The sequence below is a fragment of the Ruegeria sp. TM1040 genome, from assembly GCF_000014065.1.
Lineage (GTDB): Bacteria > Pseudomonadota > Alphaproteobacteria > Rhodobacterales > Rhodobacteraceae > Epibacterium.
Window position 1 is genome coordinate 798,257 of record NC_008043.1, and the last position, 23,532, is coordinate 821,788.

At 60.1% G+C, this 23,532-nt stretch carries 28 protein-coding genes and 1 tRNA gene; 10 read left to right on the top strand and 19 right to left on the bottom strand.

Going from position 1 to position 23,532, the window contains the following annotated elements; genetic code table 11:
• Positions 1-117: 117 nt before the first annotated feature.
• Both TM1040_RS04160 and TM1040_RS04165 read right to left on the bottom strand, forming a co-directional pair.
• Positions 118-906, bottom strand: a complete 789-nt coding sequence (locus TM1040_RS04160) for a tRNA1(Val) (adenine(37)-N6)-methyltransferase (protein WP_011537345.1) — start codon at positions 904-906, stop codon at positions 118-120.
• A complete protein-coding gene (locus TM1040_RS04165) occupies positions 899-1,120 on the bottom strand; it encodes a DUF2007 domain-containing protein (RefSeq protein WP_044026591.1) in 222 nt (73 codons plus the stop codon). Before TM1040_RS04165 ends, TM1040_RS04160 begins: the two co-directional genes overlap by 8 nt.
• Positions 1,121-1,177: 57 nt before the next feature.
• Between TM1040_RS04165 and TM1040_RS04170 the strand changes: the two genes are divergently transcribed.
• Positions 1,178-2,188, top strand: a complete 1,011-nt coding sequence (locus tag TM1040_RS04170) for a polyprenyl synthetase family protein (protein ID WP_011537347.1) — start codon at positions 1,178-1,180, stop codon at positions 2,186-2,188.
• 61 nt (positions 2,189-2,249) lie between these two features.
• On the opposite strand, the gene TM1040_RS04175 is transcribed toward TM1040_RS04170, so the two are convergent.
• The 4 genes from TM1040_RS04175 to soxR all read right to left on the bottom strand — a co-directional run bounded on the left by TM1040_RS04175 (position 2,250) and on the right by soxR (position 7,244).
• Positions 2,250-3,074, bottom strand: coding sequence for a 4-(cytidine 5'-diphospho)-2-C-methyl-D-erythritol kinase (locus TM1040_RS04175; protein WP_011537348.1), 825 nt, complete (start codon positions 3,072-3,074; stop codon positions 2,250-2,252).
• A complete protein-coding gene (locus tag TM1040_RS04180; RefSeq protein WP_011537349.1) occupies positions 3,061-4,779 on the bottom strand; it encodes a tetratricopeptide repeat protein in 1,719 nt (572 codons plus the stop codon). Before TM1040_RS04180 ends, TM1040_RS04175 begins: the two co-directional genes overlap by 14 nt.
• Before the next feature lie 124 nt (positions 4,780-4,903).
• Positions 4,904-6,553, bottom strand: coding sequence for an electron transfer flavoprotein-ubiquinone oxidoreductase (locus tag TM1040_RS04185; protein WP_011537350.1), 1,650 nt, complete (start codon positions 6,551-6,553; stop codon positions 4,904-4,906).
• A 235-nt stretch (positions 6,554-6,788) separates the two neighbouring features.
• Positions 6,789-7,244 (bottom strand): redox-sensitive transcriptional activator SoxR, encoded by a 456-nt coding sequence (gene soxR, locus TM1040_RS04190; protein ID WP_011537351.1) that lies wholly within the window; start codon positions 7,242-7,244, stop codon positions 6,789-6,791.
• A gap of 145 nt (positions 7,245-7,389) precedes the next feature.
• Between soxR and TM1040_RS04195 the strand changes: the two genes are divergently transcribed.
• The 5 genes from TM1040_RS04195 to TM1040_RS04210 all read left to right on the top strand — a co-directional run bounded on the left by TM1040_RS04195 (position 7,390) and on the right by TM1040_RS04210 (position 10,158).
• Positions 7,390-7,770 (top strand): VOC family protein, encoded by a 381-nt coding sequence (locus TM1040_RS04195; RefSeq protein WP_011537352.1) that lies wholly within the window; start codon positions 7,390-7,392, stop codon positions 7,768-7,770.
• Entirely contained in the window at positions 7,748-7,903 is a 156-nt protein-coding gene (locus TM1040_RS20210; protein WP_166485507.1) for a hypothetical protein, read from the top strand. The genes TM1040_RS04195 and TM1040_RS20210 overlap by 23 nt, the downstream gene beginning before the upstream one ends.
• Positions 7,904-8,082: 179 nt before the next feature.
• Positions 8,083-8,553, top strand: coding sequence for a transcription elongation factor GreA (greA, locus tag TM1040_RS04200; RefSeq protein ID WP_011537353.1), 471 nt, complete (start codon positions 8,083-8,085; stop codon positions 8,551-8,553).
• Positions 8,554-8,589: 36 nt separating this feature from the next.
• Positions 8,590-9,621, top strand: a complete 1,032-nt coding sequence (locus TM1040_RS04205) for a hypothetical protein (protein ID WP_011537354.1) — start codon at positions 8,590-8,592, stop codon at positions 9,619-9,621.
• A 24-nt stretch (positions 9,622-9,645) separates the two neighbouring features.
• A complete protein-coding gene (locus TM1040_RS04210; protein WP_166485522.1) occupies positions 9,646-10,158 on the top strand; it encodes a GNAT family N-acetyltransferase in 513 nt (170 codons plus the stop codon).
• 230 nt (positions 10,159-10,388) lie between these two features.
• Here the strand turns inward: TM1040_RS04210 and glp are convergent, their stop codons facing one another.
• The 6 genes from glp to TM1040_RS04240 form a co-directional block, all read right to left on the bottom strand.
• Positions 10,389-11,648 carry a molybdopterin-binding protein gene (gene glp, locus TM1040_RS04215; protein ID WP_011537356.1) on the bottom strand — a complete coding sequence of 420 codons (1,260 nt, stop codon included), beginning with the start codon at positions 11,646-11,648 and terminating at the stop codon, positions 10,389-10,391.
• Positions 11,645-12,457 (bottom strand): hypothetical protein, encoded by an 813-nt coding sequence (locus TM1040_RS04220; protein WP_011537357.1) that lies wholly within the window; start codon positions 12,455-12,457, stop codon positions 11,645-11,647. Before TM1040_RS04220 ends, glp begins: the two co-directional genes overlap by 4 nt.
• Positions 12,458-12,477: 20 nt before the next feature.
• A complete protein-coding gene (gene mobB / locus TM1040_RS04225; protein WP_011537358.1) occupies positions 12,478-12,969 on the bottom strand; it encodes a molybdopterin-guanine dinucleotide biosynthesis protein B in 492 nt (163 codons plus the stop codon).
• Positions 12,969-13,604, bottom strand: a complete 636-nt coding sequence (gene mobA / locus TM1040_RS04230) for a molybdenum cofactor guanylyltransferase MobA (protein WP_011537359.1) — start codon at positions 13,602-13,604, stop codon at positions 12,969-12,971. Before mobA ends, mobB begins: the two co-directional genes overlap by 1 nt.
• Complete coding sequence (locus TM1040_RS04235) at positions 13,601-14,059, bottom strand: hypothetical protein (protein ID WP_011537360.1); 459 nt, start codon at positions 14,057-14,059, stop codon at positions 13,601-13,603. Before TM1040_RS04235 ends, mobA begins: the two co-directional genes overlap by 4 nt.
• Before the next feature lie 97 nt (positions 14,060-14,156).
• Positions 14,157-15,038: a formate dehydrogenase accessory sulfurtransferase FdhD gene (locus TM1040_RS04240; protein ID WP_011537361.1), complete on the bottom strand. Its 882-nt coding sequence runs from the start codon at positions 15,036-15,038 to the stop codon at positions 14,157-14,159.
• Between the two features lie 55 nt (positions 15,039-15,093).
• Here TM1040_RS04240 and TM1040_RS04245 point away from each other — a divergent pair, with 55 nt between their 5' ends.
• Positions 15,094-15,822: an AzlC family ABC transporter permease gene (locus TM1040_RS04245; RefSeq protein ID WP_011537362.1), complete on the top strand. Its 729-nt coding sequence runs from the start codon at positions 15,094-15,096 to the stop codon at positions 15,820-15,822.
• Positions 15,819-16,163, top strand: a complete 345-nt coding sequence (locus TM1040_RS04250; RefSeq protein WP_011537363.1) for an AzlD domain-containing protein — start codon at positions 15,819-15,821, stop codon at positions 16,161-16,163. The genes TM1040_RS04245 and TM1040_RS04250 overlap by 4 nt, the downstream gene beginning before the upstream one ends.
• 128 nt (positions 16,164-16,291) lie before the next feature.
• On the opposite strand, the gene TM1040_RS04255 is transcribed toward TM1040_RS04250, so the two are convergent.
• The 7 genes from TM1040_RS04255 to TM1040_RS04285 all read right to left on the bottom strand — a co-directional run bounded on the left by TM1040_RS04255 (position 16,292) and on the right by TM1040_RS04285 (position 21,563).
• Positions 16,292-16,915, bottom strand: coding sequence for a hypothetical protein (locus TM1040_RS04255; protein ID WP_011537364.1), 624 nt, complete (start codon positions 16,913-16,915; stop codon positions 16,292-16,294).
• Positions 16,916-16,944: 29 nt separating this feature from the next.
• Positions 16,945-17,079 carry an aa3-type cytochrome c oxidase subunit IV gene (locus TM1040_RS04260; protein ID WP_011537365.1) on the bottom strand — a complete coding sequence of 45 codons (135 nt, stop codon included), beginning with the start codon at positions 17,077-17,079 and terminating at the stop codon, positions 16,945-16,947.
• Between the two features lie 181 nt (positions 17,080-17,260).
• A tRNA-Pro gene (locus TM1040_RS04265) sits at positions 17,261-17,337 on the bottom strand.
• 44 nt (positions 17,338-17,381) lie between these two features.
• Entirely contained in the window at positions 17,382-18,338 is a 957-nt protein-coding gene (locus TM1040_RS04270) for a DMT family transporter (protein ID WP_011537366.1), read from the bottom strand.
• A 173-nt stretch (positions 18,339-18,511) separates the two neighbouring features.
• Positions 18,512-19,615 carry a 3-isopropylmalate dehydrogenase gene (gene leuB, locus TM1040_RS04275; protein WP_011537367.1) on the bottom strand — a complete coding sequence of 368 codons (1,104 nt, stop codon included), beginning with the start codon at positions 19,613-19,615 and terminating at the stop codon, positions 18,512-18,514.
• A 95-nt stretch (positions 19,616-19,710) separates the two neighbouring features.
• Complete coding sequence (locus TM1040_RS04280) at positions 19,711-20,736, bottom strand: endonuclease/exonuclease/phosphatase family protein (RefSeq protein ID WP_011537368.1); 1,026 nt, start codon at positions 20,734-20,736, stop codon at positions 19,711-19,713.
• The gene (locus TM1040_RS04285) at positions 20,733-21,563 is read right to left on the bottom strand and encodes a hypothetical protein (protein WP_011537369.1); all 831 of its coding nucleotides are present in this window, start codon (positions 21,561-21,563) and stop codon (positions 20,733-20,735) included. Before TM1040_RS04285 ends, TM1040_RS04280 begins: the two co-directional genes overlap by 4 nt.
• Before the next feature lie 492 nt (positions 21,564-22,055).
• On the opposite strand from TM1040_RS04285, the gene TM1040_RS04290 reads away from it, so the two are divergent.
• A complete protein-coding gene (locus TM1040_RS04290) occupies positions 22,056-22,763 on the top strand; it encodes an ABC transporter permease (protein ID WP_044026594.1) in 708 nt (235 codons plus the stop codon).
• The gene (locus tag TM1040_RS04295) at positions 22,756-23,514 is read left to right on the top strand and encodes an ATP-binding cassette domain-containing protein (protein WP_011537371.1); all 759 of its coding nucleotides are present in this window, start codon (positions 22,756-22,758) and stop codon (positions 23,512-23,514) included. The genes TM1040_RS04290 and TM1040_RS04295 overlap by 8 nt, the downstream gene beginning before the upstream one ends.
• Positions 23,515-23,532: the final 18 nt, after the last annotated feature.

Consider the following 23,532-nt stretch of genomic DNA (forward strand, 5'->3'; position numbering starts at 1 on the left):
ACTTTTGGCCATTTCCCGCCGATTGTGGCCGATAAACCGGCAACTCGCCTCTGATCCCCAGGCGCCAAAGCATAAAGGGAACGCAAATCGTCGCAGAGCCCTTGTGGCCCAAAACGCTCAGTTGCGTCCGATGTCGGGCCAGGGCAACGCGCTACCTTCGCGCAGAACCGCGCGCACCGCTGGACTATAATCCTCGCCATCCCGGTGATGGGCGTCGCCTTGATGCATCACCAAAGGGGCGTGCAGTCGAAACTCTGCGCGCCCGCCTTTGCGAGCCCTCAAAATTACGAGTTCGGTTGCGCGCCCAACACGTGGTGAAAGCGGCAGCACTTCGAGTGAGCCAAGCCGTCCTTGCGCTGCGGCAATCATGTCCGGTAGACGTTCGACCCGCTGGATCATGTGCAAATAGCCCTTTGGGGTAAGCCTGCGCGCGGCGACATCGAACCAGAGCTCAAGCGGCGTGCCTTCGCCGAGCGCGGTACGGCGACCTGGGTCCTTGGCCTGGCTGTGCGCGCCCGCGCGATAATAGGGCGGATTGGCGATCACATGCGAAAACCGCCGTTGGCGCAATGTGGCTGGCAGATTGCTCAGATCGGCTACGACGACCTCTGCCGGAACGGCGTTGACTGCGGCATTTCGGCGCGCAAGCTCGGCATAGGCAGGTTGCAATTCCACACCGACAATCGAGAGGCCCGAAACCCGCGCCGCCAGACACAAGAACGCCTGCCCTGCCCCACAACCCAGCTCCAGCACAGAATCGCCGGATTTCGCGTTGACAGCGGCCGCCAACAGCACCGGATCAACGCCCGCACGATACCCGCTCTTGGGTTGCAAGAGTTTGATCTGGCCGCCCAAAAACGCGTCGAGGCTCAGCTCGTCTTGTGCAAAGCTTTGAGGCTCAGCCACGGTCCGACACCGGCAAATCATTGTCGCGCATGACCACCCGAGCATCCTCGAGATCATCAGCGTGCACCAGAAGCCTGCGCGGGAAAATCCCGATGCCGCCTTCAAGCACGCTCATATTTACGTCCATTTCAAAGCAGTCTATACCCTCTCCGTTAAGAAGGGCGGTGGCAAAGGCCAGAACCGTAGGGTCAGTGCTGCGCAAAAGTTCCTTCATATCCATGGATCTAAGGGCAAGACCGGGGTCTTGTCGAGCCTATCAGTCGGGAATGTGATGAACCAGGTGATGACAAAGACTCCGCAGGGAAAGCCTCATGAATTGCTGGCCGAGACACTGGCTCCGGAACTGGAGGCGGTAAACCTTCTCATTCGCGAGCGTATGGCGTCTCAGCATGCGCCACGAATTCCCGAGGTCACGGCCCATCTGGTCGAGGCGGGCGGCAAACGTCTGCGCCCGATGCTGACCTTGGCTGCGGCGCGGATGTGTGGCTATGAGGGCGAACATCATCTGAAGCTCGCCGCTACGGTGGAGTTCATCCATACGGCGACACTCCTGCATGACGATGTGGTCGACGAGAGCGCGCAGCGCCGGGGTCGGCCCACGGCGAATCTTTTGTGGGACAACAAGAGTTCGGTTCTGGTGGGCGACTATCTCTTTGCTCGCAGCTTCCAGCTCATGGTCGATACCGGGTCACTCCGCGTGCTGGATATTCTCGCCAATGCCTCGGCCACGATTGCCGAGGGCGAAGTCCTTCAGATGACCGCGGCAACGGATCTGGGCACCACGGAAGAAATCTACCTACAGGTTGTGCGTGGCAAGACCGCGGCGCTGTTTTCGGCAGCGACAGAGGTCGGTGGCGTGATTGCCGGGGCCAGCGAGGCGCAGGTCAAGGCACTGTTTGATTATGGCGACGCGCTAGGTATCGCCTTCCAGATCGCGGATGATTTGCTGGACTATCAAGGCGATACAGCCAAGACCGGTAAAAACGTCGGTGACGATTTCCGCGAGCGCAAGCTGACCCTGCCGGTCATCAAGGCGATTGCGCAGGCCGGCGACGAAGAGCGCGCCTTTTGGCACCGCACAATCGCCAAAGGCCGCCAGGAAGAGGGCGATCTTGAGCATGCTCTGTCGCTGATGGCGAAATACGCCACACTGGAGGCAACCCGCGCCGATGCGATCGGCTGGGCGGACAAGGCGAAATCTGCACTGGCGGACCTGCCCGAACATCCGATCCGCACACTGCTGATTGACCTCGCCGATTACGTTGTATCCCGTCTGAACTGACCCCTGTGCGCCAGTTTGCGCCCACGGGCGCCTTGGAGCAGACTTTGGATCAGGCGCGCAATCAGCTGAGTTCGGTTGCCACACACCACCACTCTGGGTGCTCTGCGCCGATCTCATAGGCTGCAAAATGCGCCGCCTTCAACGTCGGGTAGATCGCAAAGCATGTCGATCCGGACCCCGACATTCGGGCCAGAAGCGCAGCGCGAGAGGCACGCAGATCACTCAGAACGCGCTCGATCAGGGGGGCCGCCGCGATCGCTGCGGGTTCCAGATCGTTGCGCTGCGCTCCGAGCCATCCCGCACAATCCGCGACACCGTCAAAACGTGGGACCTCCGAGGGCATAGGGTCATTCTCACGCGACGCAAGCCCGGAGAACACCGCCCCCGTGGGCACTTCAACGCCGGGGTTCACCAATAGCGCGGGCAGTTTGGGCAGCGGGATCGGAGTGATCTCCTCGCCGATCCCCTGCATCCGCGCGGCTGAGGCATGCATGCAGACCGGAACATCCGCCCCAAGCGACAAGGCCAAGGCTTTTGGCACAGTGTGTCCCTGCGATCGAAATGCGTTCAAAACAGCACCCGCATCAGAAGAGCCGCCGCCGATACCCGCCCCATGAGGCAGAGATTTCTCCAGCCCGATATGCCCGCGCCAATCCGCGCCTTCGGCGGCGCGCCAGACCAGATTACGCGAGTCCTCCGGGACCCCGTCCGCAAAAAGCCCCGAAACAGAAAGCGAAAGCTCCTCAGCCGGGGACAGGCGCAATCGGTCGCCTATGCTTGCAAATGCAACCAGACTGTCCAGCAGGTGATACCCATCTGCGCGGCGCCCCGTCACATGCAGGGAAAGGTTTACCTTGGCCGGCGCAAAAACCTCAGTGATCGTCATTCGCAACCTGAAGCGGTTCTGCCCCTTCTTCGGCCAGGACCACATCAAGCCCAACGTCGAGCTTGCGGCGAATGCGATCCGGGTTGGCCTCGGCGTCCTTATCCTCGGGCTCCACAAAGGAAAGCGCGCGCCGCCACTGGAACTCGGCCTCCAGCTTGCGCCCAACCGCCCAATAGACATCTCCGAGGTGATCGTTCACCACCGGATCCACGGGCATCAACTCGACTGCGCGTTCCATGTGACCGACGGCTTCGTCATAGCGGCCCATCCGGTAAAGAACCCATCCAAGGCTGTCGATGATATAGCCACTCTCGGGGCGCGCAGCGACGGCACGCTCGATCATGGAAAGTGCCTCGTCCAGTTTTTCCTGCCGCTCCACAAGGGAGTAGCCTAGGTAGTTCAGAACCTGGGGCTGGTCCGGGTCGATCTCAAGCGCGGCGCGAAAATCCGCCTCGGCCGCCTCCCAGTTCTTCAGACGTTCGTTACAGATGCCGCGCGCATAATAAAGGAACCAGCGGTTCGTTGTCTCATCGGGGCTCAGTTCGAGCGCGCGGGTATAGGCCTTTGCGGCTTCGGCATAGTTTTCCTGCTGCCGCATAAGGTCGCCCAGATCGATATAGACCGCGACATGCTGCGGGAAATCGCGCGCCAGTTGTTCCAGCACTTCGGCGGCGGCCTGCGGATTGGCCGATCGCCGCAGCGCCTCGGCACGACCAAGCTCGGCAGCATGGAAATCAGGGTGATCACGCGGCACCTGCTTGTAGGTGGCGATCGACAGTTCGTAACGACCCATTTGATCCAGAAGCCCCGCGCTCAGAAGCACGGCATCCACATGGCCGGGGCTGAGTTTTGCGGCCATGCGTGCATACATCAGCACATAGTCACTCGCTGCCTCGCCCGAAAGCGCCTGACCAAGGCTGTAGAACACCTCTGCCATGCCATCGCGTGCGGTCGGGGTAATCGAGAACCGTAAGGTCTCTCCCATGGCGAGTTGATCTGCAAACTCCGTAAGCGCAGGGTCGAAGCCTTCGCCAAAGCTGTCGACCAGCACCTCAAGCGCCTGATCGTTGCGCCCGAGTTGTGACAGGACCTGTATCCGCGCGATTGCAGCCCGGCGCGAGGACCTGCCTAGCTGGCCCTCATTGGCGGCAAACAGTTGGTCTGCGCCCTCGTAATCTCCGACCGATGCAAGCGCCAAGGCCTTGTGGTACAAAGCAAAAAAGCGCAGCCCGTCCTGTTGTGCCACGGCGTCGAACTGGTCGAGTGCCTGCGAGACCGCGCCTTTGCCCATATAGGCCCAAGCATCCAGCAGCCCGTCGACCAGCGGGCTGATTTCAAACTGTTCGGAATCGCGTGCAAGCAGGGCGTCATAGTTTTCCTGCAGTGCAAGATTGCCTGCCATGACGATATTGGCGACCTGACTGCTCACACCTGCCTGCCACATCCGCTCTGCCACCGGCAACGCGGATTCGACCTCTCCAAGCGCAAGCTGCGCATAAACGAGGTTCTCCATCAGGGTGATGTTCTGCGGATCGCGCACCAGTGCACGCGTGTAATATTTGGCGGAGGCGGCAAAGTCGCTTTCATAGGTCGCGGCCCGTCCAGCGAGATACGCGCCCGCCAGCCCATCCGCCACCGCCATCGGCCCGGTGGTCAGCAAAAGCGCGGCTGCGCAGGTCAAAGAACGGAGATAGGATACGGGCACGAATGGGCCTCCCCAGCAGGATCACAACACATCTGAACAGGAGCGTAGACGCCAGTCCCGAGATGCGCAATGGGGCGACCCTCAGGCCGCCCCATCAAAGTGATCACTGATTGCAAATCCGCTGTTACATGTTGGGATAATTCGGTCCGTCACCGCCCTGCGGCGTGGTCCAAGTGATATTCTGGCTTGGGTCCTTGATGTCGCAGGTCTTGCAATGGACACAGTTCTGGAAGTTCACGACAAACTCTGGCTTACCGTCTTTTTCCACGACCTCATAAACACCTGCCGGGCAGTAGCGCTGCGCAGGTTCGTCATATTTCGGCAGATTGACCGAAATCGGCGTGTCCTTGTTCCCCAGACGCAGATGGCAGGGCTGGCTTTCTTCGTGGTTGGTCGCCGCAAAGGACACGTTGGTCAGGCGATCAAAAGACAGCACGCCATCGGGCTTGGGATAGTCGATGGGTTTGTGGTTCTCCGCGGGCTCGGTTGCCTCCGCGTCATTCTTGCCATGCCCCAGCGTGCCAAACAGCGACAGTCCAAAGAGGTTGTTGGTCCACATGTCCAGACCACCCAGCGCGAGCGACGCTGTGAGACCCCATTTGGACCACATCGGTTTGACGTTGCGGACCATCTTCAAATCCTTGCCGATGGGGCCGTCGCGCACGTCTGCCTCGTAGCCGGTCAGCTCATCGGACTGACGGCCTGCCTTGATCGCCTCAAAGGCAGCTTCGGCGGCCGCTTTGCCCGAGAGCATCGCGTTATGGTTGCCCTTGATGCGCGGCACGTTGACCATGCCCGCGGAACAGCCCAGAAGCGCGCCCCCCGGGAAGGTCAGTTTCGGCATCGACTGATAGCCGCCCTCGGTGATTGCGCGTGCGCCATAAGCGACGCGTTTGCCGCCTTTCAAAAGCTCCGCCACCATCGGGTGATGCTTGAAGCGCTGGAACTCCATGTACGGATAGAGATGCGGGTTCTTGTAGTTCAGGTGAACCACAAATCCCACATAAACCTGATTGTTATCAAGGTGATAGATGAAAGAGCCACCGCCTGCGTTGGAATTCAGCGGCCAGCCCATTGTGTGGGTGACAGAGCCTTCCTTGTGCTTGGCGGGATCAATCTCCCAGATTTCTTTCATACCGACGCCGTATTTCTGCGGCTCCTTGCCGTCAGAGAGACCGTATTTGGCGATGACTTCTTTCGACAGCGAGCCGCGCACGCCCTCGGAGAGGAAGACGTATTTGCCGTGCAATTCCATGCCCGGCTCTGTGTTGGGCCCGTAAGAGCCGTCTTCCTCAAGACCAAAGACGCCCGCGACGACGCCCTTGACCTCGCCGTTGTCGCCATAGACCAGCTCGGAGCAGGCCATGCCGGGGAAGATCTCAACGCCCAGTTCCTCGGCCTGTTCCGCCATCCAGCGGCAGACATTGCCCATGGAGACGATGTAGTTGCCGTGGTTGTTCATGAGTGGCGGCATTGGTGCGTTTGGAATACGGATTTCGCCCGCTTCGCCAAGCATGTAGAAATTGTCGTCCTTGACCGGCACGTTGAGCGGCGCGCCCTTGTCTTTCCAGTCAGGCATCAGGGCATCAAGGCCGCAGGGGTCAAGCACCGCGCCCGACAGGATATGCGCTCCCACTTCGGAGCCCTTCTCCAGAACCACAACCTGAAGGTCGGCATCCAGTTGCTTCAGGCGGATCGCGGCCGAAAGACCGGCGGGACCGGCCCCGACGATCACAACGTCGTATTCCATTGCTTCGCGTTCAATCTCGGCCATTCGAGGTGCTCCTTGGCTGTCGTGCGGACCCGCGCATCTGGTCCTTGGCTGGTTGGCGCATCATGAGTGCGCTGTCATTCGGGCGCAACATTCTTGCGCGGTTGCTTAGCTGGTGCAGCATGGACAGGTCAATCCATACCCTACGTAGGTTCTCTGACAGACCCCGAAACATGCCGTATCGCGCGCCGGTTTTCGTCACCCAAGACGCAAATAACGGCGTTTATCGACAGGAGTGTCAAGTTTTTGGCCGATCCCCCATCAGATAGCGGGGCCCCTGACCATTTTTTGCGGCGCGGTCGTCAGCATTGTAGAGTGCGCAGGTCGGCAGCGACAGGCAACCACAGCCAATGCATCCGTCGAGATCGTCGCGCAGCTTCTCGAGCATCGCGATTCGCGCATCCAGGTGGGTGCGAAACCCCTCCGACAAGCGTGACCAGTCTTCCTTGGTGGGGGGGCGTTTATTGGGCAGGCTTTGCAGCTGTTCGCGAATCTCGGGCAAGGTGAAGCCAAACTTCTGCGCAATCAGGATGAAGCTCAGTCGCCGGATGTCAGCGCGATGAAAGCGGCGCTGTCCGCCCGCATTGCGCCACGGCTCCAAGAGACCTTGTGTTTCGTAGTAGCGTATCGCCGAAACCGCGAGGCCTGTGCGTTCCGCAAGGTACCCGATCGACAATCCGTGTGATGCTGGCATGCGGTGGTCCTCTTCTGGTGGGAGAGTTGCACAGGAGATTTCTGCACTACGGGAAAATCTCGCGGCTCTGAAAAAACACCTTGAGCTAAAGTTAGGTTTAGAAATTATCACCGAAGGAGGCAAGACAAAAGAAGGAGCCTCAGCGATGTCAGCCACGCTCGAACACGCAAACATCTGTGTTACCGATCCACATAAGACCGCCGCCTGGATGGAAAAAGTCTTTGGTTGGCGAATCCGCTGGCAGGGTCCCGCCATTGGCGGGGGCTATTCCGTGCATGTGGGCTCGGATAACAGCTATCTCGCGCTTTATGCCCCGCCTGAGGATCTCGGCGAGGCGCCCGCACGGTATTCCGCGAAGGGGGGGCTCAACCATCTTGCGGTGGTGGTTGCGGACCTCGACGCGGCGGAACAAGCCGTTTCAGACGCAGGTTACACCCCGAGAAGCCATGCAAATTACGAACCTGGCCGACGCTTCTATTTTGAGGACGAAGAGGGCGTGGAATATGAGCTTGTTCAATATGATTGATGCGCTGTTTTTCGCGACCTATGGCCCGCGTGGGCTTGGTGCCTATGGTCTGTTTGGTCACCACTGGCGCTCCCGGGCGCGCGCGCCGCGCCTGCCATCATCCCTGCCGGAACGTGCCTCGCAAGGCCGTTAAACCCAAGTCCGCGACAGCAAAACCCTGCACAACCTGAGACGCCCCCCCTTGCAATTGCGTCCGCGATTGGGTCAGGTATTTGCCAACACGACGGCTCGCCCCGCTGCTCTTCGCGGCGGGGCGGCGGCGTTCATGAGCATGTGACAACAAAAGAACGAACCACGAAAGCGGACAAGACCATGGACAAGATCCCGATGACGCCGCAGGGCTTTCACGCCCTCGAAGCAGAACTGAAGAACCTCAAAAGCGTGGAGCGCCCGGCGATCATTCAGGCCATCGCCGAAGCCCGCGAGTTGGGCGATCTGTCGGAAAACGCAGAATATCACTCTGCGCGTGAGAAGCAGTCCTTCATCGAAGGCCGCATCAAGGAGCTCGAGGGCGTCTTGTCTCTGGCCGATGTTATCGATCCGTCAAAGCTCTCCGGTGCGATCAAATTCGGCGCCAAGGTCACCGTGGTCGACGAAGACACCGATGAAGAGAAAACCTGGCAGATCGTTGGCGAACACGAGGCGAATATCGAAGCGGGTCTTTTGAATGTGAAATCTCCGATTGCACGCGCCTTGATCGGCAAGGAAGAAGGCGACAGTGTAGAAGTGCGCACGCCCGGTGGTGATCGCTCCTACGAAATTCTGGACATCACTTACGGTTAAGTAGAAACGCCGCTGCGCGGGACGGACAGGCAAAGCATGACCAGTGAACGCAGTCCAAACGAACAGACCAAGGCACCGCGGCAGTCCGATCTGAGACTGCCTGAGCTTGAGAGTGGTTCGCGCCCCTCCCTCGGCCTCGCCGAAGCGATCGCTCTTGTGCTTGGGGTCTTGTGGGCTCTGGTCGTGGTGGCCGTCTACGTGCTGGCGCCGGATATGGCGCTGTCGACAGAATGGAACGCCCCCCTCGTGCGAATTCTGGCGGTGATGCTGCCGGTGCTGATGCTGCTGGTGGCGGCCATTGCTCTGCGCTCTGCCCGTATCATGCGCGAGGAAACAGAGCGCCTGCATGCGGCGATTTCGAGCCTCCGGCACATGTATCTTGCCCACACGCAGGCCGCTGCGGTGGTGTCAGAGCCTTCGGTCGCCAAAAAGCTCGACGAAATTGCGGAAACCGCGCGCAAAACGGAAACCGTGCTTGCCACGTTCCAATCCTCTCGCGCCACGCCAACACGCCTTGCGATTCCATCCAAAGCGATGGAGGCCGTGGCCGAGCAGGGCTCGTTCGAACTGGGCACCTCCGCAGAGGAAATTTCGCCGCCGCTCTCCAACGATCACTTCATCCGCGCGTTGAATTTTCCCGATTCGGCAGAGGACGAAGAGGGATTTGTCTCGCTGCGTCTGGCGCTCAAGGATCGTCACGCGGCCCAGGTGATACAGGCTGCGCAAGATGTGCTGACGCTGCTCAGTCAGGAAGGCATCTACATGGATGATCTGCGCCCTGACCGCGCCCGCCCAGATGTCTGGCGTCAGTTCGCCCATGGTGCGCGTGGCCGGTCGGTGGCGGCGCTTGGGGGTGTTCGGGATCGCTCGTCGCTGGCGCTCTCCTCGGCGCGCATGAAACAGGATCCGCTGTTTCGCGAGAGCGCCCATCACTTCTTGCGCCGGTTCGATCAGATTTTCACCCGTTTTGAGCAAGACGCTTCGGATGCGGAGATTTCCGCCCTGAGCGACACCCGCACGGCCCGCGCTTTCATGCTGTTGGGGCGTGTTGCCGGGACCTTCGACTGATCTGCTGGGGTAGTGCGCGTGAACATAGCGCTACGCCCAGCCCGCCCAGAGGATGCCTCCAGTCTGGCAGCCCTCTCGGTAGAGGTCTGGGTCGGGACCTACCTGCGCCAGGGCATCACAGCGCATTTTGCAGACTATGTGCTCTCGGAGTTTACGCCTGCCCGAATGGAGGCATTGATCCACGCGCCGGATCAAAACATCATCGTCTCGCAGAACGAGGATGGGATCGATGGCTACATCCGGGTGTCGCACCGCTGCCCGGACCCGCTGGCGGGCGGCCACCAGACCGAGGTCGCCACGTTATACGTGCAACCTCGTCATCAGGGTAAAGGCCTTGGCCGCGCGTTGTTGTTGGCAGGCCTGCAGGCCGCGCATGAGGCGGGAGCGACTTCGATCTGGCTCACCACCAACTCTGAGAATGCGCCCGCCATCGCCTTCTACCTTGCTCAAGGCTTTGAACGGATCGGCATCACACAGTTTCGCATTGAGGATCAGGCCTATCAAAACGACGTTTTTGCACGGGTGCTAGACCACTGATGACGTCTGGCGAGGCCTGAAGTTCGGAGAATTTCCCGCCCGTCACACCTGCATGATAACTTCACCCGTTCCCATTGGACGCAGCAGCCTTTGGGAGAGGCCCGCGTTTTATCACCTTGGTTGTGGTTCAAATACGACCACAGCGCGCCCGTAGGGCGCGCTGCCGGGCCCAAACGGGGGTGGTGGCATTTGTGATGCTGCCGCGCTCGGCGGGAGGGCCACCCCGGCTGTTAGCTCATGCCAAAGCTGGCGAAGGGAATAAATCGCACAGGATCTCCCGGCGCGACATCCATCGCCCCATCAGGCAACTCTACCAGCCCCTCGGCCCAGCTGAGGCCCGAAATCCGGCCTGAGCCTTCGGATTTGAACACCTCCGCACATCCCGACCGCATGCGCGCGCGCAGGTATTCTCGCCGCCCCGGTTTCTTTCGCTTGGAGAACGCGGCTGGCACCTCAAATCCTTGCGGCTCAGACCAGCCCGCCCCCGCCAGAAGGCCCATCGCGGGGCGTGCAAAGACAAGCGTACAGACCAAGGCGGCAACAGGGTTGCCCGGCAGGCCAAAGACGGGCGTGCCCTGCCACATCCCAAGCGCCAGTGGACGTCCCGGTTTCAGGGCAATGCGCCATTCCTGCATGGCGCCAGATTCGCGCAGAAGGGCCGAGACATGATCCTCGTCCCCCGCGGACGCGCCGCCACTGGTCAGAATCACATCCGCCTGTGCAGCCGCCTGATCCAGCGCTGCTGCGAGCGCTGCGCGATCATCCTGGATGCGCCCCATGTCGACCGTGGCAAATCCAAACTGCTGCATCAGCGCCAACAGCATCGGACGGTTGGCGTCATAAATTTGCCCGTCTCGCGCGGCCTGCCCCGGCTCGACCAGTTCATCGCCGGTGGAAATCACCGCGACTCTCAGGCGCTGGCGCACCACCAGACTGTTAAGCCCCGTTGCAGATGTCAGCGCGAGATCCGCAGGCGTCAGGACGCGCCCCCTGCGCAATATCACCTCGCCAGCGTTCACATCTTCGCCCGCTTTGCGCGTATTGGCCCCCTGCTTGAGCGGTCCGTTGAAGGCGATCGACTGACCATCGGTGCGAACGTCTTCTTCCAACACGACGGTATCAACACCTTCGGGGAGTGCCGCACCCGTTAGAATTCGGAGGGCATGCCCTTGAGGCACAGTTCCTCCATAGGGCACCCCGGCTGCGGCGCGCCCCTCCTGAAGGGGTAGCACCTGCGCCCCCTCCGGGCGTCCACCCGAAAATCCATACCCATCAACCGCCGTGTTGGGTTGCGGTGGGTTGGACCTGAGCGCCACGGCATCCTCGGCCAGCACCCGACCAAGCGCCTCGGAGAGCGACACGGTGTCCGCCGACGTCACCGGCCCAAGGCGCTCTTGCAGCAGGGCAAGAGCCTGATCCACCGGGGTCCAATCCACCCCTTGCGGCAAGGCAAAACAGTCATTGCTGAGGGGCGGCGGGGTCAGGGTCATCGATCAGGCTCCACAGCGAAAATCCAGCCCTCTTCCAATGCAATGGGGGCAGTCACGGTCAGATAACGGTTCAGGTCTGCCACAGGCAGCCCCGCAAGGTCCAGAGCAACAGAATGTACCTGCCATGCGTCTTTGATCCACCCGTCTGGACAGGCACCAACCGTGAGTGATGGCCAGATCTCTAACAGCGCGACCGGGGTCTCCAGAGGCTCGAAGGGCCAGACGGAGACATGGGGGGCAAATTCACGCCGCAACCGCTGCAGGACCGGCAAGCCCATCATGACCTGCCCTCCGACCGAGCCCGCACCGGACATCTGCCAGCAGGTAAAGCTGCCCTTGGCGCGGTATTCCACCTGTCTGCGCTCCGCAAAGGGGTTGTGATACTGTGTTTTGCGGCGCGGCAGACCGGCGATATCGCGTTTCAGGCCATTGCCCCAAAAGGGTCCCTCGCCCTGCCCTCCGGGCTGAAGACGCAGATTGATGTCGCCCGCGAGATCAAATCGGTTGTTGAGCTTTGGCGCATCCTCGATCCGGTCTGCAAACCACTGCCACAGTACAAGTGGATCTGCCTCCCCCGTGAGCGCCGCGGCAAAACCCTGCGGGTAGCCAAAGGGGAAATCGAACCCTATTGCCAGGCGCCTTCCAGCGCGTAGCTCGCTATCAACGAGGTCCTTGAGCCAGTCCGAGGCCAGTTGCCTGTTGCGCAGATAGACCGGCGCCTGTGCTTCTCCGGCGCGGACCACACAGGCCCAGATCGCATCCCGGCGCGGTGTGGGCCCTGTATCGTTGCCGCCGGACCAATCGAGCATTGCAAAACTGTCAAACGCAGTCAGAGCCCCAGCTCCTTTGCGATGAAATCAGCAATCTCAGGTGTGGCGTCGAGATCAAAAACCGGACGGTCCAGATCGAGCGGCGTATCAGAGGCAATAGCGCGGATGGTTGGGTCGTCGGGCGCAATCAGCGCAGTCCCCGCCTCGGCGCGGTGGGCTTCGATCTTGGGGTGGGGTTCGCGCTTGTAGCCTTCTACCAGGATCAGATCGACCGGGCGCATTCTGGCCAGAAGTGCAGTCAGGGAGGGCTCATCAGCGCCGCGCAACTCCTGCATGATGGCCACCCGGTTCGGAGAGGCCAGAACCACTTCGGACGCACCAGCCGCGCGGTGACGGTAACTGTCGGTCGCTGGCTGGTCCACATCCGTGCTGTGATGGGCGTGCTTCAGGGTCGACACCGTGAGACCCCGCGCGGTGAACTCGGCGACCAGCCGCTCCATCAGACCTGTCTTGCCGTTGTTCTTCCAGCCGGTGACACCGTATATTTTCATCACAGCAATGCCTCCGCTCGCGCCAGGTCTTCGGGTGTATTGACGTTGAAAAACGGATCAAACGGCTCCGCGTCAAAGAGCGCCTCGCGCCCGTCGTGCCGATCGGTCCACAAGACCACCTTGCGCAGCCCATCCTGCAGGGCCGCGCGCAGATCGTCGCGCAGGGCCACGGGCCAAAGCCCGAAGGTCGGATGCCGGTTCACGCGCCCCTTGCCCCCCGATTTGAGGATTTCATCGCCACTCTTGGGGGTGGTGGCCAGAACCAGCGGAGTGTCCTGTCCGTCTGCGGCTGCAACCAGTTGCTCCACCAGATCAGTCGGGAAAAACGGCGTGTCAGCCGCCACCGTGACAATGGTATCTGCGCCTTGCTCTGCCGCCCAATCGAGCCCCGCAAGGACACCGGCAAGCGGCCCGGCAAAGCCGTCGATACTGTCCGGAATAACCGGCAGCCCAAAATCGTCAAACCGCGCCCCGTCACCATTGACGTTGAGCGCCATCTGACGCACTTGCGGTGACAACCGGTCGATGACTCGCGCCATCAAGCTCTGACCGCCAAGGGACAAAAGCCCCTTGTCACCACCCCCCATCCGGGTGGCGAGACCACCGGCAAGGATCACTCCGAGGGGTTGGATCATGTCACATTCTCCGTCCAAGGGGCAGGCCACAACACCAAGAGAGCCGCCACTGTGACGCCTATACTCAACCATAAGAGTGCCCACGTAAAAAAGAAGCCAAACAGCACCACGGCGAGCGCCTGCATCAAATAGATCGAAAGCACCAAGCACCGATAGGACTGTAAGGCCGACAATGCCTCTTGCGAGTGTACGAGCTGTGGTGGCGCCCCCCAAAGCGTAAGCCGCCAAAACAATCTGCGATGCGAATAGTCTTTGCGAACACCCAGTGTCGGCACAATGGGGTTTTCAATTCGCCACCCCAAGGTGGTGCGGTGCTGCCAAGGGGTCGTCTCCATCGCGCTAAAATACCGCCCCAAAGTCGAAGTCATTTTCCAGAAGAACGCAAGCGCAGAGAAGCCGGCCACTATCCACGCCATAAAACCAAAAACGCCCCATATCCCAAAATCACGTTCCATGGCTCAACTCCCTCCACTTGCCTCGCGTCCAGAGCGGCACCGCCGCGACGCGCGCCGTAGGGCCTCGATGGCCCCGAGGCGCGCTGCCTCCGCCGTGTCAATCCGCGCTCTTGCGGCGGTGCTTCCTGTCTTCCTCTGGCATCGCCGCAGGGTCCACATCGCGAACCAGTCGCTCTTCGCCGGCCAGACAGACAAACCGCTGCCCGCGCATGCGGCCGATCAGAGTCAGCCCCACCTGCCGCGCGATTTCCACGCCCCATGCCGTGAAGCCCGAGCGCGAGGCCAGCACCGGGATGCCCATCATCGCGGTCTTGATCACCATCTCTGAGGTCAGCCGCCCGGTGGTATAAAGGATCTTGTCCGAGGCCGCCGCCCCTTCGGACAGCATCCAGCCTGCAATCTTGTCCACCGCATTGTGACGCCCCACGTCTTCCATATAGACCAGCGGGCGGTCCTCCTGACAGAGCACGGTGCCATGGATCGCACCTGCCTCCAGATAGAGCGAGGGCGTGCGGTTGATCTCATGCGCGAGCTTATAGAGCCAGGATGTCTTCACCGGGGTTTGAGGCAGGTTCACCCCCTCAAGACCCGCCATCATATCCCCAAACACGGTGCCGACCGCGCAGCCGGACGTTCGGGTCTTTTTCTGGAGCTTTTCTTCATGCGAGGTCTCCACTTCGGTGCGCACCACCACGGTCTCGACCTCTTCGTCATAGTCAACCCGAGTGACCACGTCGTCAGCGCTCAGCATGCCCTGATTCTTGAGGAATCCCAGCGCCAGATACTCCGGATAATCGCCGATGGTCATCGCAGTGACGATCTCCTGGCGGTTCAGATAGATCGTCAGAGGGCGCTCCTCTACCACCGAGATCTCGGTTTCGTGACCGAGGTGATCCATCCCCGTGACTTTGCGCGTGAGATGCGGGTTGCCGGGGTCCGGCGCAATCCGGTATTCAGTTGACACGTTAAGCTTTGACACTTGCCAAGATCCTTCCACCCGCCTCGTTCTATGCGAGGTAACCTAAGGCCCCGCCATGACAATCTCCACCGCGAAATCCGCATTCTGGAAAGGGGTCCGCGACAGCGCGCCCTTTGTTCTGGTTACCGGGCCCTTTGGATTGCTGTTTGGCGTGCTTGCAGCCGAAGCGGGTCTCAATGTGGTCGAGGCCCTCTCATTCTCGCTTGCCGTCTTTGCGGGCTCGGCTCAGTTCACGGCGCTGCAACTGATGCAGGAACACACCCCTACGCTCATCGTGCTGATCTCTGCCCTTGCGGTCAATTTGCGGGTTGCGATGTATTCGGCCTCGCTCACGCCCTACCTTGGCGATGCCCCCCTGTGGCAGCGTGCTTTCGCCGCATATTTGACTGTCGATCAGGCCTATGCGCTGTCCATGATCGAGTTTGAGCGCCGCAGCGATTGGGGCACACCGGAGCGCATGGCCTATTTCTTTGGCACCAATGGTTTGGTGGCTCCGGCGTGGATGGCGGCGACCATCACCGGTGCCCTTGTTGGCGCGTCGATCCCGGACAGTCTGGGACTGGACTTTGTCTTGCCCATTGCCTTTCTGGCGATGATCGGGCCCATGCTGCGGACGCCGGCGCATGTGATTGCCTGCTTCACGGCCTGCGCCGTGTCGCTGCCTGCGACCCTTATGCCCTATAATCTCGGACTGATCGTCGCGGGGATCGCCGGCATGATGGCGGGCGCGCAGGCCGAGGTCTGGTTCGAACGCAAAAACACCGCAGCAGAGGCAAAGCAATGACAGAAACTGAAATGGCGTTTGATCACGGTACACTCTGGCTGGTGATCGCGGGGCTTGCGATTGGCTCTTACGGGCTGCGTTTTGCGTTTATTGGCCTCGTGGGCAATCGCACGATGCCAGCCTGGCTCATGCGCCACCTGCGGTATACGGCCGTCGCCATTATTCCGGCGCTGGTTGCACCCTTGGTAGTCTGGCCAGCCCCGACGCAGGGCGAGCCAAGCCTCATTCATTTTGCCGCAGCCGCGCTGACTTTCGTGGTAGCGGTCTTTAGCAAAAACGTCTTGCTCGCCATGGCGACCGGTGCATGCAGCCTGTGGACGCTCATGTATGTATTTGGCTAAGGATTTGGAAATAAAAGGAATTCACTTCTGCTTCAAAGCCGCAAGCACACTTGGGAACCGCCAATCTAAAACAACAAAGGGCGCCGCAATCACAGCGCCCTGATGCCATTTCATAGTGGTGGATACCTTTATCCGCCAGCGGGTGCGTTGAGCGCCGCATTGCCTTGTGCAAGTCCTGCCTTCAGGTCTTCGCTGTCATCTTCGTAGTATTTGTCCGTCACGACGCCCGGGAACTGAGCCATCTGCTCTTGCAATTTCACCGGATAAAAAGTGACATCGATGCTCTCAAAGCCAGGGATCTGCTGCAGGATTGACGACGTCGCATTGGCACAGAATGCACCCGCCACACGGCCATTTGTGGTCACCAGCTGATAGGCGATTTGCGCCTGCTCAGGTGTGAGGGGAACTTCCTGCGTTACCACATGGAAAGTCGAGCGCGCATGCGCACTGCGATAGGCCTGAAAGATGCGCGGGGAGATCCCAAAGAGCACATCCTGCCGCTCTGGCACGATGTCGGCATAAAAGGATCCTGCCGGATCAAAGATCACCCGCTCGGAAGCATTGACCATCAGCGCGGTGTGACCGCCCTCTCCGGTGCGGTTGTTGACCACCGTTATCAGCGTCATCGAAGGCTTGCCCGCATCCCGATAGGCAACGCTGGCGATCGTTTCAGGATCCGCATCTGGGCGCTGAGGTGCCGCGCACCCCGCAAGAGCTGCGCAAAGCGCAAGGATCAGGATCGGGGTCCGCATGCAGGATCACTCCGCTGGTTAGATCAGGTTCAGGTGGCGAAGATCGCCAGGAAAACTGCAAAGATCACCAGCCCGATGGTAAACCGGGTCACGAAAGTCATGAAGCTTGCGTAGGTTTTCTCTTGAACGGTGATGTCCATGGAGCCGTGCTTGTGTTCAGCCATTTTTGTCGTCCTGTTCGCGTCTTGTGCTTGGAAGCGGTGATACTGGATTTCAAAACGGCTGTCACCACCCCACGGCAGATCAGTTTCCACCCCAAGGCGTTTCTTAGCCACGGAACAGAACCAGCCGGCATCAGGGATCGTGTAAAAAACAACAAAAGCGCCCGAAGGCGCCTTGTTTTATTGGTCGGAGCGAGAGGATTCGAACCTCCGGCCCCTGCCTCCCGAAGACAGTGCTCTACCAGGCTGAGCTACGCTCCGACCGTGGCGCGTGGATTATACCCAGCCCTGCGCATTTGCAAGCCCTATTCAGAGCCTTTCTCATCGAATTTGGCTTTGGCCAGATTGGAAAGGCCAAAGCCGCTGCTGAGCATCGGCCGGCTACGCGACTGAAGCACCGGTGTCGTCGAGGATCGCCCGCCACGGGCTTCTCTCATGACGATGAAAACGCCGCTTGCGATGATGATCCCCGCGCCGAGGATCGTCAGAAGGTCCACGGTCTCATCAAAGAGGAGAGCGCCAAACACGATGGCCCAAATGATTTGGGAATATTGCATTGGCGCGACCACCGCCGACTCGCCGATGGAGTAGGAAAAGACCAGCAGCAAGGTGGCGCAGAAGCCGAACACCGAAATGATCGCCAAACCTCCCATCTGCGTGCCGCTCAGGGGGACATAGACGAAGGGCATGGTCAGACCCATGATCACAACCGTGGTCAGGATCGGAAACAGCATCAGGACCACGCGGCGCTCCGTGTGTCGCAGCTTGCGCAGGATAACGGACTGAAACGCATTGCCAAAAGCCGCCAAAAGCGCAGCGACGTGACCTAGGCCGAGTTCGGTTCCGCCGGGGCGCAAGACCACAAGAACGCCGGCAAACCCAACGATGACCGCCGCCATCCGCGGCAACCCGACTTTTTCGCCCAGCATCGGGATGGACAAAAGCGTGATGAGAAAGGGCGTTGCAAACAGCAACGCATAAGTTTGCGCCAGCGGAAGCACCGAAAACGCATAAAAGGCGCAGCCCGGGATCAGCGCCATCATCAGCGACCTCAGCGCCACCCAGCCTGGCTGATTGGGGCGGAATGTCCCCGGCGTTGCGTCCTTCACGATCATCAAGGTCAGAAGCGGAAACGACAGAAGGCTGGAGAAAAAGACAATCTGAAAAGCGGAGACCTCTGCGCTGATGAATTTCACCACAACATCATGGGTGGAGAAAATGCCATAGGCCAGCAAGGCCATAAAAGCTGCCTTCATGTTCATGGAGATTCACCAATGTTTTGTCATGCGGGCAATAGATCCGCCCTCATTTCTAGCGCTAACGCCCAGAGGGGGGAGCTGGCAAGAGGGTGCATGCGCCTGCTGGACCTCACATCGCAAAAAACAACAGGCCGAGGCTGATGCCCCGGCCTGTCAGAATGAAATTTGGGCGCCCCTTAGAGGCTTGCGTTGAGCGCCTCGACCACGGCATCGCCCATCTCGGAGGTGCTGACCGGGGTCACGCCCTCTTCGCCCAGAAGGTCCGCGGTGCGCACGCCATCGGCGAGCACTTTCTCGACAGCCGCTTCAAGGCGGTCCGCCTCGGTGCCCATGTCAAAGCTGTAGCGCAGCGCCATGGCAAAAGAGAGGATGCAGGCAATCGGGTTGGCCTTGCCCTGACCGGCGATGTCAGGGGCCGAGCCGTGCACGGGCTCATAAAGCGCCTTGGGGCGACCATTGGCCATCGGCGCGCCAAGCGACGCGGAGGGGAGCATGCCCAAGGATCCCGTCAGCATGGCCGCAGCATCGGAAAGCAGATCGCCAAAGAGATTGTCGGTGACAATCACGTCAAACTGCTTGGGCCAGCGGCAGAGCTGCATGGCACCGGCATCCGCGTACATGTGCGAAAGTTCCACCTCGGGGTAGTCCTTGCTCACCTCGGTGACAACTTCGCGCCACAGGATGCCGCTCTCCATCACGTTGGCTTTTTCCATCGAGCAGAGTTTCTTGCCGCGACGCATGGCCAGTTCAAACGCCGAACGCGCAACACGCTCGATCTCGGATTCGGTATAGCGCTGGGTGTTGATGCCAACGCGCTCGTTGCCTTCTTCGATGATGCCGCGCGGCTCGCCAAAGTAGATCCCGGAGGTCAGTTCGCGCACGATCATGATATCGAGCCCGGCCACGACGTCCTTCTTGAGCGAGGAGAAATCCGCCAGCGCATCAAAGCACTGGGCCGGACGCAGGTTGGAATAAAGATCCATTTCCTTGCGCAGGCGCAGAAGGCCGCGCTCGGGCTTTACCGAGAAATCGAGTGCGTCGTATTTCGGGCCACCCACCGCGCCGAGAAGCACAGCGTCCACCTCTTGCGCCTTTGCCATGGTATCGTCATGCAGGGGCGTGCCATGGGCGTCATAGGCAGAGCCGCCAACCAGATCTTCGCTCACATCGAACTGAATATCGCGCTTGGCGCCGAACCAGGAAATGACCTTTCTGACCTCGGCCATCACTTCGGGGCCGATGCCGTCACCGGGCAAAATCAGAATCGATGGGTTGGACATCTCAAAAACTCCTTTGACGTGTTGACCACGGGCGTAGCGGGCTGCTGTCCTATGGTCAATAATCGCAGCGCAATTATACTGCGCATCAGGTGCTTTCAGCGTCGGATATCTACCCAAATCAGGCCGTGACGGCTGCCATTGCTGCGCAGGATGCCGGACCCTGCGACCGAAAGCCCTGCCGATGGCAGGACGTAATCCACCCGCATAGGCCCCGTGCTGTCCCAGATTACGCTATGCTGCCCCGCCTCGTCAGAGGGGGTGACATCCTGCAGGCGCGGATGGTGGAGCAGCCGGGTGATCGCATCGTTTTGGCCCTCACCTCGTTCCGGGTCGTTGTTGGCATCCCCCATCAGGACAAAGGGATCGGGAATCTGCGCGTCGAGGGTCCCGTCCAAAAGATATGTCCAAATGAGGATCTCATCAGCATTACGCCGCCCATTTCGATCCTCTGCGCCGTCAAAGACCGGCGGCGCTGCATGAAAGCTCAAGATCCACAGAAATTGCCCATTCTCCAACGTCACCGGCACCGCCCAGTGATTTGTCGATGAGAGCCGCAATCGCGCTGCCGTCTCCGCATCCGGATAGAGCGTTCCGTCTAGCGTGACAGGCATGCGATGACCCGGCAGATCTTTCCATAGCATGTCAGTCAAATTGACGGCCTTGGACGCTGCAATTGGGTGCTTTGACAGCAAGGCAATCCCACCCTGCCCCGTAAATTGCCCCCAACCCCAGGAGTCCTCTGGTTCCGCAAGCCGCCCATCACCATCCAGATCAAGCCCAGATGCCAGACCCGAATTGGGGCGCACTGCAAAGGCGTATGGGTAATCTTGACCTGCGCCTTTCAGGCGGTGCTGGAGCGCCCGCAGGCTGTACAAGTCGTAATCCCAATCAACCCCCTGCAGCGCAAGAATATCAGCACCAGCTTCGACGATGGTGCCAACCACAGCGCGGATCTGGTCGTCCCCCCGCCGCAGATCACGCAGCAACAATCCTGGGCCCTTTCGGCTCAATTCCGTGTTGAAAGTGGCCACGCGCAGGGTGCCGGACTGCGGTCCTGCGTCAGAAGCAGACGTCCAGAACAAGTGACAGAGCAGCAACGCAAATGCCGCCCGCGCGCTCATACGACTTGGAGGTCCTTGTCGTGATTGAAGCTGCGGCGCTTTTGCTCAATCAGGTCCGCGACGCGCAGCCGCGCCATTCCACGGGTGATCAGGCTGGCGGGCACCATGGCCCACCCTGTAACGCACCAGATCAAGAGTTGCGGACTGCCCAGAAGCGCGGGATCAAATACGCTTGCGGTCATCTGTACCAGAGCTGGCAGCAAGAAGGGCAGTAGAACTCCTGCCACGATATGCAGTTTTGCGTCGCGCTGAAGGCGCGTCACCACGTCGCCACCCGTGGTCGGGTCAAAGAGGGGCAGATTGACCCAGACGTTAAAGGCCCCTGAGGAAAGGGGCCAGTTTCGCAATCGGATCACAAAGGCAAAATACGCGATCGAAATCAGCGAAAGAAGATAGGCGAGCCCCGCAGCCGCGCGCACCAGATCCACAGTATATTGGGGCACATGTTCGGGCATCATCAGGCGGGCCAGATGCACAGGCGAGTAGGCAAAATCCAACGCGTCCCCGACCAGGAACGCAAATTTATGCACCAGCGCGGAGAAGCCCGTAGGCTGGAACGGGTGCCCGGCCAGTAGGCTCAGCAGGATCATGCAAAGCGAGACAAAGAAGAACCGGCTACGGTTGAGCGGCGGCGCATCCCGGAACTCGAGAAAACTCGGAAAGTTCGAGAAATACTCCGCAAAGATCAGGCCGCCTGCAAGCAATGCAGTAAAGGCGACGATCTCGGGCGATTGCGTTGCCGCCACCGGCAACAGCAATGATGGCAGCACGATCAGGAGTGCCACCAACAGCCCACGAATTGCCGCGCTTGTTATGCGTGCAAGCACTGTCTATTCCCTTCACCCAAGGGTCTTCCGATTGTTATGGAATGACCCGGTATGAAGCATCCCGACTCCGTCAGGCTGCTCTGCCTCATTTTTGCCCCAATTCTGCACGGGGTCTCGCGCTTTCTCAAGCGCAGGGTTAAGAAAATTCATCAAATTTGAACGACCTCACGCGAAGTGATGCGGCCATGCATCAATCTAACGTCGAAAAATCATGCACTTATAGCGCGTTCTTGGCGGAGGCGCCGCAACAGTCTGCTCCTTAACGGTCTTGGCATGCTTCGACTCTTCCTAAAACGGCGATCAAGGTTGAGCGCACCACGCGCCACTTGGGATGGCGGGCCAATTTGTCCCAGCTCTGGAAATTATGCACTCGGACGCAGGCAATTTTGTCCAGAAATGCGCATATTTGTTCGGAAATGCAGAAGCGCACTTGCGAGACGTGGCGCACCCTCCCTAGGGTTTAGTTTGTAAGAAATGCAAAAGGCGGAAATTTTGCAAAGCATGGGAGAAGCCATATCGCTGGCATTGGCGCTGGTGATGTCCGGAGACGCCGATCTGTTTGAGATCGTCGGCCTGTCCTTGCGCGTCAGCCTGAGCGCAACCGTCTTTGCGTGCCTCATTGGGTTGCCGATCGGCGCATTGGTCGCGATCAGCCGCTTCCCGGGGCGGGGCGCCTGCCTGGTGCTGATGAATGCGCTGATGGGTCTGCCGCCTGTTGTGGTCGGGCTCTTGGTCTATCTGCATCTGTCGCGTTCGGGGCCGCTTGGGTTTCTTGGCCTCCTTTATACGCCCACCGCCATGATCATCGCACAGACGATCCTAATTGCGCCTATTGTCGCTGCGCTGTCGCGGCAGGTGATTGAGGACCTCCACGCGGAATATGCGGAGCAATTTCGCTCGCTCTGTCTCAGCCGCGCGCAAGCGGTGGCCGCGCTCCTCTGGGATGCGCGCTATTCGCTGCTGACGGTTGGTCTCGCCGGGTTCGGAAGGGCCGTTGCAGAGGTCGGCGCGGTGATCATCGTCGGCGGGAACATCGACCACCTGACCCGTGTCATGACCACCGCCATCGCGCTTGAAACCTCCAAGGGTGATCTCGCCCTCGCACTGGCGCTGGGAGTGGTTCTTCTGGTGATCGCGCTGGGTGTAAACGCTGCCGTGCAAGGTCTGCGCATGAGCGCCCGGAGACAAGCCTATGTCTAGCATCGACACCCTGAGCTTTACATCTGACGCCCGCCGCGTCCTCGAAGATCCAAACCTTATGCCGCTGCGCGTGCGTGGCCTTGTGTTGCAATGCGGAGATACGACCATCCTGCAGGATCTGGATCTGGATCTCGCACCGCAAGGTTGCACCGCTATCATGGGGCCCAATGGCGCTGGCAAAAGCATGCTTTTGAAATTGCTGCATGGCCTGATCGAACCTTCGACAGGAGACATAACCTGGGGCGGGACAGTTCCGAGTGCAGTGACAGCACGGCAGGCCATGGTGTTTCAAAAACCTGTGCTGCTGCGCCGGTCGGTGGCGGCAAACGTCGATTTTGTCCTGAAGACCCGCCGCAAATCCGGCACGACGCGGGACGCGTTGCTCGCGCACGTGGGCCTGCTTCACAAGGCCCGAGACCCTGCGCGCCGACTCTCGGGCGGCGAAGCGCAGCGCTTGGCGTTGGCGCGCGCCCTCGCCTGCGAACCGGAAGTCTTGTTCCTTGATGAAGCCACAGCCAGCCTCGACCCCGCGTCGGTCAAAGCGATCGAAGACCTGATCCTTGATGCCAGCGCCAAAGGAATCCGGATCATCTTTGTGACCCACGACATCGGGCAGGCCAAACGTCTCGCCGATGATGTGGTGTTCCTACAGGGCGGACGTGTGGCCGAACACAGCCCCGCCCGCTCTTTCTTTTCCGATCCTCAGTCCTCTGCGGCGCGGGATTATTTGAACGGCAGACTTGTTTTCTGACCAATAACTTCTGGAGAA